At 41.3% G+C, this 18,325-nt stretch carries 14 protein-coding genes; all 14 read right to left on the reverse strand.

The features are described from left to right. Window positions 1-20: 20 nt before the first annotated feature. Window positions 21-1,595 carry an FAD-dependent oxidoreductase gene (locus AC1TO8_RS00155; protein WP_482053615.1) on the reverse strand — a complete coding sequence of 525 codons (1,575 nt, stop codon included), beginning with the start codon at window positions 1,593-1,595 and terminating at the stop codon, window positions 21-23. Between the two features lie 15 nt (window positions 1,596-1,610). Beyond that, window positions 1,611-3,458, reverse strand: coding sequence for a hypothetical protein (locus AC1TO8_RS00160; protein ID WP_482053616.1), 1,848 nt, complete (start codon window positions 3,456-3,458; stop codon window positions 1,611-1,613). Between the two features lie 13 nt (window positions 3,459-3,471). Continuing rightward, entirely contained in the window at window positions 3,472-4,467 is a 996-nt protein-coding gene (locus tag AC1TO8_RS00165; protein WP_482053617.1) for a zinc-dependent alcohol dehydrogenase, read from the reverse strand. 25 nt (window positions 4,468-4,492) lie between these two features. Continuing rightward, window positions 4,493-6,745, reverse strand: coding sequence for a helix-turn-helix domain-containing protein (locus AC1TO8_RS00170; RefSeq protein ID WP_482053618.1), 2,253 nt, complete (start codon window positions 6,743-6,745; stop codon window positions 4,493-4,495). Window positions 6,746-6,809: 64 nt separating this feature from the next. Further along, window positions 6,810-7,673, reverse strand: a complete 864-nt coding sequence (locus tag AC1TO8_RS00175) for a carbohydrate ABC transporter permease (RefSeq protein ID WP_482053619.1) — start codon at window positions 7,671-7,673, stop codon at window positions 6,810-6,812. Then, complete coding sequence (locus tag AC1TO8_RS00180; RefSeq protein WP_482054453.1) at window positions 7,667-8,611, reverse strand: ABC transporter permease; 945 nt, start codon at window positions 8,609-8,611, stop codon at window positions 7,667-7,669. The genes AC1TO8_RS00175 and AC1TO8_RS00180 overlap by 7 nt, the downstream gene beginning before the upstream one ends. 106 nt (window positions 8,612-8,717) lie before the next feature. Next, the gene (locus AC1TO8_RS00185; RefSeq protein WP_482053620.1) at window positions 8,718-10,334 is read right to left on the reverse strand and encodes an extracellular solute-binding protein; all 1,617 of its coding nucleotides are present in this window, start codon (window positions 10,332-10,334) and stop codon (window positions 8,718-8,720) included. Between the two features lie 213 nt (window positions 10,335-10,547). Then, window positions 10,548-12,227: a hypothetical protein gene (locus AC1TO8_RS00190; protein ID WP_482053621.1), complete on the reverse strand. Its 1,680-nt coding sequence runs from the start codon at window positions 12,225-12,227 to the stop codon at window positions 10,548-10,550. A 42-nt stretch (window positions 12,228-12,269) separates the two neighbouring features. Then, complete coding sequence (locus AC1TO8_RS00195) at window positions 12,270-13,199, reverse strand: Gfo/Idh/MocA family protein (protein ID WP_482053622.1); 930 nt, start codon at window positions 13,197-13,199, stop codon at window positions 12,270-12,272. After that, a complete protein-coding gene (gene sdaAA / locus AC1TO8_RS00200) occupies window positions 13,192-14,082 on the reverse strand; it encodes an L-serine ammonia-lyase, iron-sulfur-dependent, subunit alpha (RefSeq protein WP_482053623.1) in 891 nt (296 codons plus the stop codon). The genes AC1TO8_RS00195 and sdaAA overlap by 8 nt, the downstream gene beginning before the upstream one ends. Beyond that, window positions 14,079-14,768: an L-serine ammonia-lyase, iron-sulfur-dependent subunit beta gene (sdaAB, locus tag AC1TO8_RS00205; RefSeq protein ID WP_482053624.1), complete on the reverse strand. Its 690-nt coding sequence runs from the start codon at window positions 14,766-14,768 to the stop codon at window positions 14,079-14,081. The genes sdaAA and sdaAB overlap by 4 nt, the downstream gene beginning before the upstream one ends. Window positions 14,769-14,793: 25 nt before the next feature. Next, window positions 14,794-15,861, reverse strand: coding sequence for a dihydrodipicolinate synthase family protein (locus tag AC1TO8_RS00210; RefSeq protein ID WP_482053625.1), 1,068 nt, complete (start codon window positions 15,859-15,861; stop codon window positions 14,794-14,796). After that, the gene (locus AC1TO8_RS00215; protein WP_482053626.1) at window positions 15,861-16,877 is read right to left on the reverse strand and encodes an NAD-dependent epimerase/dehydratase family protein; all 1,017 of its coding nucleotides are present in this window, start codon (window positions 16,875-16,877) and stop codon (window positions 15,861-15,863) included. The genes AC1TO8_RS00210 and AC1TO8_RS00215 overlap by 1 nt, the downstream gene beginning before the upstream one ends. Window positions 16,878-16,993: 116 nt before the next feature. Beyond that, entirely contained in the window at window positions 16,994-18,310 is a 1,317-nt protein-coding gene (locus AC1TO8_RS00220) for a hypothetical protein (RefSeq protein ID WP_482053627.1), read from the reverse strand. Window positions 18,311-18,325: the final 15 nt, after the last annotated feature.

Consider the following 18,325-nt stretch of genomic DNA (forward strand, 5'->3'; position numbering starts at 1 on the left):
TGACTTTTTTGAACGACCTCTTATACCGCATGAATCTGTGGCCATTCTAATTCGATACCTTCAGCTACCAGATAATTTTGAAATTCCTTTAACTTCTCCTGATCGTTACGTACATCCCTCGGAGTAAGCTGTTGATCCACACAATAGGCGGCCAAATAACCAGCAGCTTCTCCAATATTCCATTCCACAGGATGAAGACGATAACAGCCGTTCGTGATATGAGTTGTGCCAATATTTTTGCAAGCTGCTAGTAAATTATTCATTCTAATCGGGATCAAGCTACCCATAGGAATCTGAAAAGGCATGCTAGATACGTCAACGTAGGTACGTAACGCTGTACTCGGATGAAGATCAATTCGATAACAGCCAACACCAACCGAATCCTCATAAAGCTCTGGTGTTCCATCTGGGCGGCAACTTGGGCTTATATGCTGCTCCAACACGGTGAACTCCGCCTTGATTCGGCGTGATTCTCTGATATACGGTTTCTTCGCCAATCCATCCAAAGTGCCGGTCACATCTGATCTCAATCGAATACCCGGGTATCCCACTTGACCGTCTGGACGAGGTGCTTCCGTCTGCATCCAATATAGTAAAGACAAACTCAGCTGACGGGCATTCTCAAGATGCTTAGCACGTTCCTCCGCAGATACGTCGATAATTGAGCCTAACCAATAATCATTTTGCGGCCAATTCACGACCGTGATGTCACTGTCAAAAGCACCTTCAATGAACTGCGTATGATCAATCAATCTTCTATATTTCCACAGAGAGAAGGATTTACCGTCTGGAAAAAAGCTATAGCGCACAGGTTCCAACGTGTGGGGAACGAGCCCCATCCAACTGAGCTGCTTATCCGGCCAGAAATCCGCTTGATATTCCCTCCAGAATTCATACTGATCAGGCTTCTGGATCGTGAAGTCCTCTCCTTCTATATGATCAATAGCGAAACACCAAGTAATCGCTTGCATATCTGAAGGATCAGGAGATCCTTGCAACGCATTCGGTTCTCCTGTCTGCGAGATAGATTCGGAGCCCGTCACATATTCCACCTTCGCTAGCGGTAGAAGATCGCCTTCTTCTGTCGCATCGAGGAAATAATCTCCGGTTAGAACTAGGGACTCTTCTGTATCTATATTACGAACCGTAACTGAACTTATTAGATCTCCATCCGTCTCTGCACTCACAGGTATAACCTTCTCGAGTAACGTGAGGTATCCGTTATGAACGTATGGAGCGATCATGTCACGTAGAACCGCAAGTGCCGCTCTTGGTTCATGAGCAATGTTACTAACGAGCGAGTTGCCAGGATTGAAATGGACCTTTGAACGTGCAGCTGGGAGTACAGGGAAATGCTGCTTATAATATTCCCTCACCCTATCACGGAACTCTCGATAGCTAGCTGTACAGCCAAACTGTTCTATCCAAGGATGTTCATCAGGCGGAACAGCCTGACTTGTTAATTGTCCGCCAATCCAATCTGTTTCTTCCGTCAATATGACGCGTTTACCCGCCTTGGCTGAAGCTAAGGCCGCTGCAACGCCTCCTGTACTTCCTCCAATCACGACAATATCTGCATGTAGATGTCTGATCATGAATTGATCCCCTTCCTAATCAAATATAGATTCATTTAATAAACCTAATAGCAATCCCGATGTCGTTATCGCATTCGTCCATCCACTTTCCATGCAATACGGCCCCCAACCCGTGTCTCCGTTATTCCCGAAATATTCACCGTTACGAAGATCGTATGCCCTCATCCAACCACCGTTATATCGACTTTCTTCACTGATCATTTGGATCTGACACATATAGTCCGACAGAGATTCATAAAGTTCACGGTGAACGTGATCACCATTAGATTTCCATAGCTCCCATACATTCATAAGTAGAAAATTATTCGTATATAATTGATCGGCAATGCCCTCTCCATTATGGATGAATACGCCTGCATCCTCTTTACCGAAACGTTCAGGATCTGGGTTATCCGTCTCCTCGATACCGCCAAGCGGACTTTGGCAAGCAAGTAAATATTCGACGATCACTTCAATACCGTTATCAATTTCACCTGAATCGTCATATCGGCTTAGGAAGCCTAATGGAAGTAGGAATCGACTAAGTCCTGATGTTCGACTATACATGAATTCGAGTTCGTCCCACTGCTTCAGTAAATATAACGAACCTTTCATGGCTACATCCAAAAATTCCTGCCGCTGCGTAACGAGATACGCCTGAATAAATGCCGCATGAGTAATACTCTGGAAATGCGGATTTTTATTCTCTAGAAGATTGGTAACCCCTTCACGACCTAATTCAATCAATTGTTCACGCTTCAGTACTTCCGGTCGCAAACCATGTTCATTTTGGGTTGCTAACAGAGCATCCGCTAATGGTAGTGCACGTTCTAGATAGGATTCATTATTCGTTTGTCTATACAAATACAATAGAACGAAACAAACCCAAGCATTATCATCCGTGAACACCTGATCTGGGTACTCTCCAGGATAGTCATACCACTTAAAGAAACCGTACGAAGGAGATTCCAATTCCATATCCTGATAGCCATGATCGAATAAATACTGGAGTATTATATCGGATGACTCCAAATAATGGTCATCTTGTTGCCATTTCCCGTATAGATACAGCATCAATGCAGTGTGCGCATGGCAATCCGGTCTTAGATCTTTAGAAATCTTCGTTGTGATCGAATGAATATTCTCATACACGCCTTCGCCACCATCGAGAGCAGGAAGGATACCGGAATTCAGGAACCAACCCATATTATTAATTACAGCCTGCCGAGGCGTTGTGGAACCAGAAGTCTCAACGACCTTCGGCCAAATCACAAAAGGTACGCCTGTTTTTTGACTTAAAGTCAATATGACATTTTCCCAAAGAAAGTAAGGTCTTAACGTCTCAGGCTTCTCATTAGAGAATAGGGAAAAAGCCGCGCAGGCTACCCTGCCAGCACCAATCCGATGGAAATGTAATCCCGGGTACACGATGGCTTGTTCATCCAAACTTATATGTGTATCTTGAAATAATCCGAAATCTAAAATCGCTTCCGTATTTATTGAAAATCCGTGAGCAACAGCACCAGACCATTCCAACAATGCCCCCTGGATGAGTTGTTCGCCTTCAAGGCTTACGCGTAGCTTTTCTACCGTACGCCGTGTCTTAGCGAAATCTTGCTTCCAACCCAGTAGGCGCGAGCTAGTAAAGTCGAAAGCTTCAATAAGCTCTGTATATAATACACCACCGCAATTAACAAAATCCCATAATTTTATTAGTGTATGTGAAGAAAGACCCGTTTCTTCATCAATTAGATTAGAACCTATTATAACAATGGCATCCCATTGATTCATTTCACACTGTTCAAGCTCCGTCATTGAGAATATCTTCGCATTCGTTGCAGGAGAGTATGACATCGAATGTACTGTAAATACAGCGATTTCCAACTTTGATCACTCCCTAGTATTTAATGAGTGTTGCTATCGTTGTCGTAGGGTTCTCGTAATTGGCATAGGCTTCTGCCGCTTGCTCTAGTGGATATATATCTGTAATCAGTGGTTTGACAGAAATACGTCCTTCCGCTAACAGACGAATATATTCTCCAATATTTCTACCTTCCGTCCAGCGTACATAACCAATTGGATAATCATGATTCTCTTGCTCGTACCCTTTATCATACCTGCCTGGACCACCCGCACGAGAGATAAGCATTTGAGCTTCTTTTCCAAACATAAGTCCTCTGGAATACTCCATCGTGATATCGCCCACGATAACAATTTTCCCACGCAGCCTAATCCATTCTAATGCTGGATTAATCAACTGTTCGCCTGGACCGCTCGCACAGAGGATAACGGCATCAGCGCCAACACCGCCTGTCACTTCTTCCAATCGTTCTACTAACTGTGACGTCTCATCATACATATGATTCAATCCTTGTTTTCTTAACATAGAAGTACGCTCGCTATTCAGATCTATACCCGACGTTCTATACGCTGAGGCATTCGAAATCTGAGCTATTATATTACCTAATATGCCTAAGCCTACAATGATCGCAGATTCGCCAAATCTAAGATCCGCAACCCGTAGCGCATGAATTGCAATGGCACCCAAGCCAGCGAATGCTGCTTCTTCTGGAGCGACATGATCAGGAACGATAGCAGTCAAATTGGTTGGTACAGCTAACCATTCCGCATGATGTACATATGGAACACCGTAACAAGCCATGCGTTGACCTATTAGAAGTTCGTCAACGCCCTCACCTACTTCTTCTACAATTCCAACCGCACTGTATCCAATAGTGACTTCTTTTTCAGAGGCCTGTCTAACATAAATCATTTCTGTTCCGGGACTGATTGCCGAATATTCCGTGCGAATAAGTACATGTCCAGATGGAAGTTGCGGTTTATCCTTTTCCGCTATCATGATTTCTCCTGATTGTGTTGCGATGTATCGCATCCTTAATTCCTCCCAACAATTCTAATTATCGTTCTGTATTTCTATAGACACTTGGGGATACACCCAAATACTTCTTAAAAGTGGTCGTGAAGGTGGAGGCATTCAGATACCCTATCTTCTCTCCTATTTCAGCGATCGTGAGGTTCGTATCTTTCAGTAATTCTCGAGCGTGCGACAATCTTACTTTATTGACATATTCAACGTAATTTACGCCAAATGTCTTTTTGAAATAACTAGAGAAATACTTCGGAGAAGTTTCCATCACTTCAGCTATGTAATCTAAGTACATATTCTCCATGTAATGAATTTCAATATATTGAGAAATAAACACAGGGTTTAATTTACTCATTTGTTCTTGTTTACTTTGTATCGCAAAGTGTCTCACCACTTCAACTAAAGCAGTCTCTACATTCTGATAATTTTGTGCATGATCAACTTTTTGATAGAAATCGCTTTCAAGTTCATACAACGCATGGAGTGTATTCCCAGAACCACCCACATATTTTAGTAAGTACAAAAAAATCGTTTTGGCAATATGCACGAACTGATGATGATGAATATTCCGATCCATATTTTCCTTCATGATTTCTTTAATCATTTGAATACATTCCGTTTCTTTCCCACCCAGTACGTAATTAGATATCTTCTCCATATCCTCGAAAGGTAAATGGATACTCCACACGTAACGTATTTCTTCTGCATCCATCACTTTAACTTTGTCGTTCACATTGCGGTAAATCGATCCGTTGATGACATCTCGATTAGCACGTCTGAAATTCTTAATCTCTGAGGTATACATCTTGCTCACGCAAGTCCATAACATATAACCCATAAACTCTTCCTTCTCAGCACGCATAACGAAAGCATTCAAACGCCTTATTAACTGACCTCGCTGTCTCGGATCATTTTCACCGATCACTGCAATAAACTGCGCATTAGCAACATAAAATACATGTCCATCAAGCGACTCTCGCTTCATACTGCTTTGTAGGTTCTCAGCGATTATTTCTACAGGTAAAGAAAATCCGTGATCGCGTTCCTTTTCGCTGACTTGAATCATTACCATAATAAAATGCTTATCTCGAAAGAAATCAAGATCATATTTTTGCAGTAAAATATCATGTTCCTTAGAGTGTGTATATTCATCTAAAGATTGCAAGAATACCCCTCTACGCAATTCTGCTTCCGCATACGAAAGCTGATTTCTATACGACTCATTCTCCGATTGGATCTTCACCACACCACTATAAATTTTACGAAAGTCATTCCCCTTGCTGGTTCCCCCACCGAGCAAGCGAAGAATATTTTTTACAGGTCGATTTAAATAGATACTTAGAAAAAAAGATAATATAATCGCAGAGATAATAGCGGATAGCATAATCAAAGAGTTGGCTTCTGCAACTGAATCTAAATTCTGAAATTGATATGGAACCTTATCAATATAAATATAATCGTTATATTCAGACTTATGGAAATTGTACTCATAATTCCCACGAGTTAAGGAAGTTTCTTGATTGGAATTGAAATAGACATCATTCAACACTTCAACAAGATCCCAATTCGGTTCCGTGCTAAGGATAACATTCTTATTTTGGTCTAATACGATTAGAGATGCACCGGGTATCATTGATTTTTGGTTCGCATGGCTCATTAATGTTGCTACATCGATAATGACCATCACGTTTTTTTTAGACATTTGGAACTTATTTCCGCCTATTAAAACCAATAGATTTTTGCTCCTTGGTTTCTTGGAATCTCCTGATGGAATCAAATAGTTTTCTGCAGGAAATACTTTTAAAGTATGCTTAGTAAGTGAATATGTTCTCCAATAATTGGCGTTGTATATCTCATGTTTATACTTGTTCTCAAACAATAAATCAAAATTAATAGTTCCCTTAGACGTGATAGCCAAGTCCGAACCCTCGTAATATACGATAACTTCCTCAATGAAATCGATCGATGAAACAAGCCCCGAAATATTATCTACCATTGTGTACACCTTACTCATATCCAAACCACCGTCTGCCGATGATCCCAAGTTGTTAAAAGGCTGCATATTATCAATAGAAGTAATAATATTATTAATAGTAGTAAAGTTATTATCAAACGATTGAACAACGGATTTCACCACTAAAGTATTGTTCTCACTAACCTTCTCATAAATGCCAGAAATAGAGTTACGATAGACGAAATAAGTGGATACAAACATAATAGAAATGACAAACAATAACGAGAAAAAAATTTGCAATACGCCCAAGTTCGTAATGAGTCGTTTCATAAGTAGTCATCTCCTACTGTTCATAATGTGTATCCACATATTTTACGTCTAACTACTTAAATCCTCAACCTTTCTCGGATCCTAACATAACCCCTTTAGCGAAATACTTCTGAGCAAATGGATATATCATTAATACGGGAATCATAGCTAGAACAATGGTAGCGTTCTTCTTCGCTTGCGGAGCCAACGCCGCCGCATCGACAAGACCAGAACCACTGCCGTCACTGAATATCAACATCCCCCTCAATACGACCTGCAATGGATACATCGTTTGATCGTTCAAATAGATCATCGGAATGAAGAAACTGTTCCAGTGTCCAATAAAGTAGAATAGTCCAATGGATGCCAATGCTGGTTTAGAAAGCGGTAACACAATATTGAATAGAATTCTAAATTCGGATGCACCATCAATCACTGCTGCTTCTCGAATTTGATCAGACATATTCTCGTAGAAACTCTTTAGAATAATAAGTTCAAATGTCCATATTGCATTCGGGAGTACCAACGCCCATACAGAATCAATTAATCCAAGCTGTTGTACAATTAGAAAGTTCGGAATGATACCCGGTTGCAGGAACATTGTGATAACAATTGCGAACATCCAAAACTTACGACCAAAGAAGTTAGGTCGGGACAATGGATATGCAGCTATTGAAGTGAAAAACAAGTTAATACAAGTTCCCAAAGCCGTATAATAGACCGTGTTAAAATAAGCTCTTGGAATTTTCTTATCTATTAGAACGTCTCTATAAGCATCGAAGTTTATCCCCTTTGGCCATAAAAACACTTTCCCCTGTATAACACTAGCTGTATCACTCAAAGATACTGCAGTAATGTAAATAATAGGGTATAGGGTTGCTATGGCTACACAAATGAGTATTACGGTGTTAAATATTCCAAAAAGGGATATTTTACGTTCTCCTACCATAGTCCTTTACCCCCTAACTTTTTACTAATTTGGTTAGCCGATAATAACATCACCATAGCGACCAACGCTTCGAACAATCCAACTGCGGCCCCATAACTGAAATTTGATTCAAGTAAACCTTTACGATATACGAAAGTTGAGAATACATCGGCTACATCGTAAGTCATCGAGTTATAAAGTAGTAATACCTTTTCATATCCTATACGCATCATGGATCCTGTTTTCAAGATGAACATGATAAGGATCGTAGGTAGAAGTCCTGGAAGCGTAATATGCCACATCATTCGGAACCGGCTTGCTCCATCTACTCTCGCTGCTTCATATAACGTCGGGCTAATTCCTGCAATTGCTGCTAAGAATATGATTGCTTCATAACCTGTATTTGTCCATATTTCGGATATTATATAAATGGGTCTGAACCAATTGGAATCAATAAGGAAGTATTTACTCTCAAATCCAAGGAAAGTAATAGCTTGATTGATTAATCCATTATTGGGAGAGAGGAAATCAATGATCATACTACTGATAATGACGACAGATAAGAAAGTCGGAAGATAACTGGCCGTTTGTATTGCTTTCTTCAATCTGAGCATTCTAACTTCATTAAGTAAAACAGCTAATATAATCGGGAATGGAAAACTGAATATTAAAGAAAAGAATCCAAGGAATAGTGTGTTCTTGAATAACATCCAAAAATCAGGACTTTCAAAAAATTTCACAAAATGCTTCAGTCCAACCCATTCACTTGCCATGATACCTGCGAATACATTGTAATCTTTAAAGGCAATAATCAAACCGTACAATGGACCGTAGCGAAAAAGTGCATAGAAAATAATACAAGGTATAAATAGTAATAATAGTTGTCTATCTCGAACAATATGTTTTATGACTCCACTGAAATATGCCTGAATTGCTTTTTTCTCTTTTTTTGGCGTCACTTCTACAATGGGGCTTTGCACGAGTCTTTCCCTCCTATCTATTATGAATGGCACCCGGACTACAACCATCCGAGTGCCGTCACAACGATGTTATTGTGACTTTTGTTTACTGTGCTGCATCAAGGCGCTTTTGAGCATCATTGAAGATTATGGCGAGTTCGGATGCACCTAATTTATCAGCGTTAACCTTCCATGCTTCCCACTGGGACTCTCCATAAGACTTATCTAGTACATATTTCGTATTGAATTCTTCAGCGGCTTTTTGAAGTGTCGTTTGCATTTCGGCAATCGTAGACGTTTCCTCATCTGTGAAATTCAGAACTGGATCTAACGGTTCGAATTTATTAGCTGATACCATCTTGTCTTGAGCTTCTTGTTCTTTCTCAGTGTAGTTGAAATAAACACTTCTTCTGTCCGGAGCAAGGTAAGCGGCTTCAAGCCATAAACCATATTTATCTTCTAATACTCCAATATCAACTAATGGAAGATCAGCCAATTCTGGATACACTGGTTTACCGTTCTCATCGAAATTAAACGTTTCTCCCTCTACACCTAATGTCATTAAGGCAGCACCAGATGGGCTTGTGAGGTAATCAAGCAATTTCAATGCTGCTTCTTTATTATCTTTGTTTGCTACTGCGATCCCAAAGTTCGTATCAATCTTCGGCAAAGTTCTAATGTTACCCGTTGGACCTACAGGATTTCCGTAACGTAAGTTATATTCAGGATTTACAGAGCTGATTTGGTTATAGAATAAATCTAAGCGGCCAATCCAGTCGTAAGTAACGAAAGACTTATCCGTTGTCATCTTAACCGTCCATGAATCTGACGTATCTGTAATAAACTCAGGATCGATTAATCCTTCGCTGTACAGTTTCTTCATGAAATCTAACATCTCTTTATTCTCTGGTTGTGTAGAAGCAAATTTCCAATCCTTTGTATTCTCATCATAATAAATGGGGTAGTTCGTTCCACCAATTCCCCATCCATAAGCCAAGTCCTTGAAAACGTTTACAGTATTTTTAGAAGCAAAAGGATACGAATCAGGGTAAAGTTCTTTCAACTTCTTAAGTGCTTGATAGAAACTTTCTGTATCTGTCCACTCTTCGATACCATTTTTATCGAAGATATCTTTTCTATACATGAAACCGTGGTTTACATCACGATTCATGTTATAGATAGGCCAAGTGTACATCTTTCCTTCCTCATTACCGTAAGATTTAATAACCCAATCATTTTCTTCTACATACAATCTTTTGAAGTTAGGTAGTTGATCCACATAATCATTAATAGCAACTACTGCATTTTGTTGACCCATTTTCTTAAGTTCAGAAGCTTTCAGACCACTGAAAATATCTGGAAGTTTACCCGAAGCAACCGTTACTCTTAGCTTGTCTTGGAAGTTCGAGGAAGAATGAGTTTGGAAATCAACGGTAATCCCTGTACGCTTTTCAATTTCTTTAGCAATCAATTTGTCATTCACTGGATTCTCACTTGCGATCATCCAGGTTACCGTTGTTGGCTTATCTACTAATGGAAGACTCAAGCCTCCGGTGTCACCGTAATCTGGAGCTACTATGGTTTCTTCTGCTGCTGGTGGCGGAGTCGTGTTGGCTGGCGTGTTATTTGTGCCAGCATTCTTACTGTTGCCCCCTCCGCAAGCAGCTAATACGGAAATCATTAGTGCTAATACGAGTGTCATACTAAGCATTTTTTTAGACATTTTATTTCCTCCCCTTTTGTTGTTATCAGGTGTGTTCCTGACAATTCATATTGTATGGATGATTATCATTTTCGTAAATAAAGCGTTTTCATTTAAGATCTAGTATCACATCTGGTAACACTTTAATTTTCTCAAGAACCAATCGTACCAAGGTTTTAACTAGGGTGGAATTTGCTAAAGTGGAGGAAATTCATAAATAGTTCATAGAAAACACTAAAGAATTCTATCCAACTTCCCTTTCCATTCATCAGCCAACTTTCCTGAAACCATCAGAAGATGGGTGAAGTATTGCTCAAAGGCAAATTTCTCTTTAAATTTCAAGGATTTCATATCAGGAACAACCGATTGTAAATAAATATTTAACTCTTCAAGAATCGGTATAACGGACTCCGTTTCATCCAACCTGGCTACATGGACATCAACTACTCTCGCAGGGAAAAGAGGAATGTTGAAATAAGAAATTCGTGCAAGTATCTCTCCTGCTTTTTCCATACATTGTCTGATGTAGGCACGTTCTACTTCAGGGCAATAACACCAATAGTCCTCCATCATTGTTGTCAATGGATCTCCCCAAGCAGACCTTGCGAAGACATAGCTATTATATCCTTGTGCCCATTTCCACGAGTACGTATCGTCAGCTTGCGGATAAGGAACGACCAGATTCACGATGGATTTGATCCCTAAGAATCGATATTGAGTCAGATCATCATATATTCTCTCAGGCATACTAGGAAAAAGATGGCTTAACATATAATGATCACTGTAATATTCGAAAATAGCTAAGTTCTTATTCCTCTTCTTCGTTCCTTCTACCCAGCTTTCTAACGCCTGATATGCCCGCTGCTCTTCTTTACGTTTACACTCGGGGAAGCCTTGACTATAATCTCTGCCCCAATAGGCGAATAGCGTATCCACTTCTGAAGAAGTGTCCATCCCTTCCTGCAACTCAAGCATATCCCAAGAAAGACCTGCATTATAAGCAATATGTTCCACTTTCACTTCAGATCCAGCCTGAGTGAAAGCCTCTTGTAAACGTTCCGTAAATCGTAAATATAGAGCCATGAAAGGGTCTCCCTTTATTTGCTCATCGGAAACTGCCGTATCCTCAGGCCATAACGAAATTCTAGTGAGCATAGGAATACTTTGGCAATACGTTAATATATCTGAGATAACCACTTGTTGCCAACTCTCATCCTCATAGTTAAGCTGCTTATATCCAGTAAATGCGGGTGCAGAACCGTCATGATTCATCCCAATTGCATGCAATCCTTCGGTGAAGAACTTCATGCTGTGACCTCCGAGAGTTAAGTTAATACCTCTTTTTTGTAACTCTGGTTGTAGTACATGCCTCAAATGCTGCCACAATGAAAAAGTTAAAAACAATTCGTTGATCTTATTTTTAGCTAACCAATCCACTACATCTATTAAGTAGCCTTCATCTTTCAGATTCTCATACACAAATCCTCTACGTTCGAATGCAGGCTGATCAATGTTAACTTCCGCGCTCTGAGACGACAATCTTGGAACGAAAACGGAAGATTCTCCAGGATAAATCCATTCCATTTGCCAATGTTTCTTACAATACTCGTAGACTGCATATAAAGTGGATCTTTCGCTTTTCCCTGTCAATATCCATTGCTGCCCATTTCGAATAATAGAGTAAGTATCGGGATCATAAGTACTGGAACCTAACGTTGTCCATGGCCACATATTTACAGATTTATCTAAGGATAATTGTTCTTCGCAGTCACTCCATGTACCGATCACCCAATGTCCAGGTTTCCCTTCTATCTCACTATCGTTATTCGTACTCTGAGATGCTGCAATTCCACATAATTCTTCGTAGGCGAAATCGAGTACATCATGATCTCTTAATTTGTGTATGTTATACATTTAGCTGTCACCTCGGCTATTTTCAGTAATGATCAACGGACCTTATTCATCCAAATTGATAATCCTTCGTTGTCGCTTACTTTCTTCCGCAGCTTCCAAAAAACGAATAATTTCAACTGTCTCAGAACATTCAATTGGAGATTCCCCCGTTTGGAAAAAGATCATAACCTGCTCTAATAAGCTGGCATAGAATGGCTTACCTCCTGCTTGAATATCTACAGTGGATATTTCCTGTTCCCTATAGATGCTCGCACCAAAGTTGCCATCTCCATCACGATTGCACCGAACCGTACCCACACGTCCGTCTTTCCAGTGACCGGTAATCAAATCGTATTGTTCATGAGTGTTGACGCTTACATGATTACATCCCGGTCCCATTATTGCATATAACATTTCGACGGAATGAATGCCATACCAGAAATAATAAGATTGTGTGGGCTCCACATTTAACGGACCATATACTTCTACTCCGGTAATGTTTGATTGATCCTTACGATCTAAATCACGTGTCAATTGTTCCGCATATCGTAAGGATGAGCAACTCATGACCGGAATTCGCAATTTATCAGCGATATTCATAATCTCACGTGCTTCCTTTGAAGTTAATGCAAGTGGCTTGTCAATAAATATCGGCTTACCGTAAGAAACAAGACGTCGAAATTGTTCAAGATGAATTCTACCATCAGCAGATTCTAACATTATAACATCACAACTAGCCGCAACTTCTTCTGGTGTTTCCATTCTCTGAACACTATACTTCTTGTTCAACGTCTCCATAAATCCTTCCACACGTGAAATGCTTAACGGGAAGTCGGGAGACCCTCCAGGGAATGCAGCAACTACTTTCCCCCCAGGGATATGATACATATCGTTCATATCATTCAATAATTGAGTAAAGGCAACGACATGCGATGTATCTGTTCCTACGATACCAATCCTTAATTCCTTCATTCCACCACACACCTTATTCATTTACATCTCCCTTCCCATAGAGTTCTTTCATAATTTTACGACCTGTAGGTGTTTGAGCTAAGCCACCTTTCGCAGTTTCCCTGTACTTCGCAGGCATATTCGTGCCTACTTCCAACATGACGCCAATGACCTCGTCGGATGGAATAACGCTTCGAATACCTGCAAGTGCCATATCCGAAGCCGTTAATGCCGTCACAGCTCCGAAGCCATTCCTTACGATACAAGGTATTTCCACCAACCCTGCTACCGGATCGCAAATGAGGCCTAGCGAATTTTTAAGCGCAAGCCCAACTGCATGTACGGCTTGCTCTGGTGTTCCGCCACGAAGTTCAGTTAAGGCTCCAGCGGCCATTCCTATCGCTGATCCTACCTCTGCCTGACATCCACCTTCTGCACCAGACACGAACGAATTGTTGGCAATGACATAACCTATCGCTCCAGCAGTGAATAACCCTTTCACTAAGACATCGTCTTCCCAACCGAATCTTTCCTGTGAACTAACGAATACACCTGGAATAATTCCACAGGATCCTGCAGTTGGTGTAGCGATAATTCGACCCATTGAGGCGTTAACTTCGGATACGGCTAACGCATAGGCTAGAGCTGTACACGCTTCTGTACCTAGGGCAGAAACATTATTGTGCATATAAGTTTGTACACGCTGTGCATCCCCACCAGTAAGACCGCTGCGTGATTTCGTATTCTCTTCTAATCCTTTGCGTACAGCTTCTTTCATGATCTGATAGTAGTCAGCCATTTGAGCTATTACGAACGATTCGCTTTTCCCCGATTCCTGAGCTTGTTCGATAATCATTAGTTGTCCAATCGACAATGACTCTACCCGACAACATTCAATCAGTTGCGCTAGATTGGAGAATCTCATATTTCAGCTCCTTTACTTGTGAGATCGATAACACAAACTTGGTTAACATTTAGTAAGCTCCTTATTTCAGCAATTACTTCAGGCTGTATCGTCTCATCACTCTCAATCACGGTCAACACATCTCCGCTCCTCGATTTGCGATCCACTTCCATAAATCCTATGTTTGTATTTGAAAGCTTGAGAATATCTGTCATCTTTGCAATCATACCGGGCTTATCGTCGTGAAATATTAATAATGTAGGGTATATCGCCGTAAATTTCACATCGAAATGGTTGACGTTTACGATTTCGACACTGCCCCCGCCAATGGAGCAGCCTGTTACTCGTGTCACTTGGTTCCCACACTGTAGAACTAACATTGCTGTATTAGGGTGAACCCCTGGTTTGGGCTTTTCCCCCGTGTGGAAGTTCACGACTACTCGAGATTCCTCGGCTAGCGTAATGGCATCTTTGATTCTATAATCATCCGTATCGTAATCTAACAGCCCCGCTACAATGGCCAGATCTGTACCATGACCACGATACGTATCGGCGAATGATCCGTAGAAATGAATGTCCGCTTTCTCAGGCAAGCTCCCTGCAATTTGCCGTGCGGTTCTTCCTAGTCGAACAGCACCTGCTGTATGGGAACTGGAAGGTCCGATCATGCTCGGACCGATAATAGAGAACACATCTTTAAATCTCACGACTGTACCCTCCTATTTAACCTAGTTAAGAAAGCCATTCCTTAAGATGTGCAGCAACAAATTCATCATCATGAAGGTGTGGGTATTGGTCGTAGACACGATCGATCTCTTCTGATTGCCCAGGAGATAACGTTTCGTTAGGATTCAGGCACCAAATGCCTTTCAATAGACCTTGTCTACGAAGCACTTCATGAATTCCGGGAATACAGCCTTCGAAATGGTGTGCAGGGTCAAAGAATGCCGCATTCGAATCTGTCACTTGGATGTTTCGTGTCAACCATTCACGTGAAATGTCATCATTATTGCGAATTCCTTTAATTTCTTCGAGTAACTCTACTGCCTTGTTTGTCCATACCGCCCAGTGACCAAGTAAACCTCCAACGATACTCTTTTCCACAGGTACTCCCTCTATTTTAAAGCGGAATGTCGTGAGCAGATCATTCACGATGTTATCGTCATTGCCGGTATATAGGGCAATTTCATCACGTCTACTGGAGTAACAAACCGCACGTGCGACGTCAATCGACTGATATCGATTGAACGGAGCCATCTTAATAGCTACAACATTCGGGATTTCCGAGAACTTCAGCCAGAAATCATAGGTAAAGATTCTTCCTCCTACAGATGGTTGCAAATAAAAGCCGATGACGGGCATCAATGCTGCAACTTCTTCCGTACGTTTGAGAATTTCTTGTTCACTCCATCCGACGAGTCCTCCCATACTTAGTAGGGCTGCATCATATCCGAGATCAAGCGCGATACGTGTCTCTGCTAACGCTTGCTCCGTCTTGCCGCATATCCCCGCTACTTTAATAAACGGATAATCAAGATTCGCCTTATCGATTTCTTCGGCCGCCATTCTAAGAACGGGTTCGAAGAGGTTATATTGCTCTTCGCGAATTTCGAATTGTGTTGAATGGACACCAACAGCAATTCCTCCAGCGCCTGAAGCCATGTAATAACGAGTTAAAGCTCGCTGATGACGTTCGTCTAACTTACGGTTCTCGTCCAATGCTAATGGATGTGCAGGAATAACAAGACCGTTATGAAGCGCTTGCATTAATTCAGATGATAAGGTTGATTTCATTGTCATTAGAATTTCCCCTTCCTTTCTTGGAAATGAGTCGGCTTATTCCAAGTCGCTCCACCAAGCTGTACCCACTCAGACATCCAATCCATAATTTGAAGTAAAGGCACTGTTGGATAGCCGAATAACTGATGCGAACGTGATGCATTATTTAATAGTGCCGTTGCTGACTCTGTCCCTTCGAATACCGCTTCTTTGCCAAGACGTTTCGCAAATTCTGTTGCAGCCCAGCGAATAGACATCGTTTCAGGTCCCGTAATGTTTACAATCGTTGGAGGGCTGGTACATTCCGTTAAGCACCGTAGAGCCATTGAGTTAGCATCCCCTTGCCAAATCACGTTAGCATAGCCTGTTGATAGATCAATCGAACGACCTTCATTAATGGCTTTAGCCAGTTCCAAAAGCACACCATAACGCATATCATTCGCATAATTCAAGCGATACATCGCCATAGGAGTTCCATTCTTATGCGAATGGTATTCGAAGATTCGTTCCCGACCAAGACAGGATTGCGCATACTCACCAATCGGTTCTGGCGCCACAGTCTCATCTGAACCTCCACTACTAACAGGAGAGAACGGATAGATGTTTCCTGAAGAGAATACAACGATACGGGAATCCTTGTACTTCTCGGCAACTCTTCCTGGTAAATAAGTATTCATCGCCCAAGTGAAGTGCTCTTTGCCAGTCGTACCAAACTTATTACCCGCCATATAAATCACATTCTCCGCGTTCGGTAACACCTTCAATTCATCATCATTCAGAAGATCACAAGATATCGTCTCGACACCTACTTCCTCCAACTCGCGTCTTGCGTCCTCATTCGAGAAACGTGAGACACCGATAACACGCTTGGATAGACCACCCTCACGGATCGCATTCACTGCCAATCTCGCTAAGCTAGGTCCCATCTTGCCCCCTACTCCTAGTAAGACAATATCACCATCAACCTTCGATAGATCTTTAATCAACGCTTCTGATGGTTCAGCTAATTTCGCCTCTAAATCCGCAACTGTTTTCATGCTTGTGTTCTCCTCCTTGTATGTTTATATCTATAGCATACTGAATATTCCTATATAAAGACACGACTTTAAGTTGTCTGTAAATAATCAGATATAAGAGGAGTTTTCCGCCTTACTTAGAGTGATTTATCATTCAAAAAAGAAAACCGAAAGATTTGTCTAGGTCTGCCTTTAGGCATCTTCTCCAAACCAGCGATCTCTACTAAACCATTGTCTATCCAAAGTAATAGTAACCGATGCGCACTTCTCACTGTCACTTCTAGAAGAGCGGCTAAATCATGAACTTTATATTCATTTTTACCGAAACGAGCCATTTGGCTTAGAAGCTTGCTAAGGTAGGCACTCGTCATTCCTGCATCCTCTGCTCTCTTAACGAGCTCTGCATCCATAGGCGATAGAACGGTCTGAACAGGGTCAGCCATCTCTAACGGTCCAATTAGTGTTTGGTCTTCCCTAACGATAAAACAAGTATTACCGCCAGCTTCCTTAGACTTACGCAGCGCTACTCTGGCATTCATACCTGCGACATTCGCCGATATTCCGAATCCCATTCCCATACTTAACGATATTCCAAATGATTTATTCACATCCTTGGCAAGAGGAATCGTCTTATATCCCCCTGTTTCCCGCTCGAAGATCCCACGGGTTGTAAAAAAGAGATACTCATCTCCACCCAATGACGTCAAATAACCATCTAACGATTCTACATATCCTAGCACCGTCCGATGGATGTCAAGCTTCAACTTCTGTACCTCATGCTCACTATTTCGTTTCATGACCAGTTTACCGAAGTCATCCACATTAATCATGCCGACAACAATCTGTGATTCCTTCCCACGTCGTGATTCCGAAGATAGAAGCGCCCGTTCCAGAGATACAATAATATCTTGTTCGGAAGGTACTAACCATTCATTCGAGACTTGTAGATTCGTCAATTGTTGTGCTACTTGTTCTACCCCAGTTAAGGCTATAGAGCAATTTCCTGATTCAGCTTGTTTTTGATGAAAAGCGACAAGATTATCAGGTGAAGAATATGCCGGACCATCATAAACAACCACTTTTGTCCCATCTAGCTCGAGATCTTGTAATGTTCGCATAACGATTGTCTCAGTAAGGGTATCCACGGATATACCTCCATCTAGTTTACCCGATTGAACAGAATGAAATAGCGCCTTAAATAAACCCGCTCCTGTTAGTGGAACATAATGTACAGGAACCGATAAGGGCACAATCTCTTTCACCTTCCGATGTGATAGAGGACCCGATAGGAGGAGGAGTTCTACGTCCTCGCTAAGTTGCTCAGCAATAAGTACAGTTTCTTCCTCGTCATTTACGATTGACATAACCGGAACGAATGTCGGAAAGGATTGAATGACACTAGCTATTTTTTCGACAACCGTTCGAGTTCCGATAATTCCAATTTTGATCTGCATGACCATATCATCCCT

It is taken from the genome of Paenibacillus sp. Y859 (genome assembly GCF_056786405.1).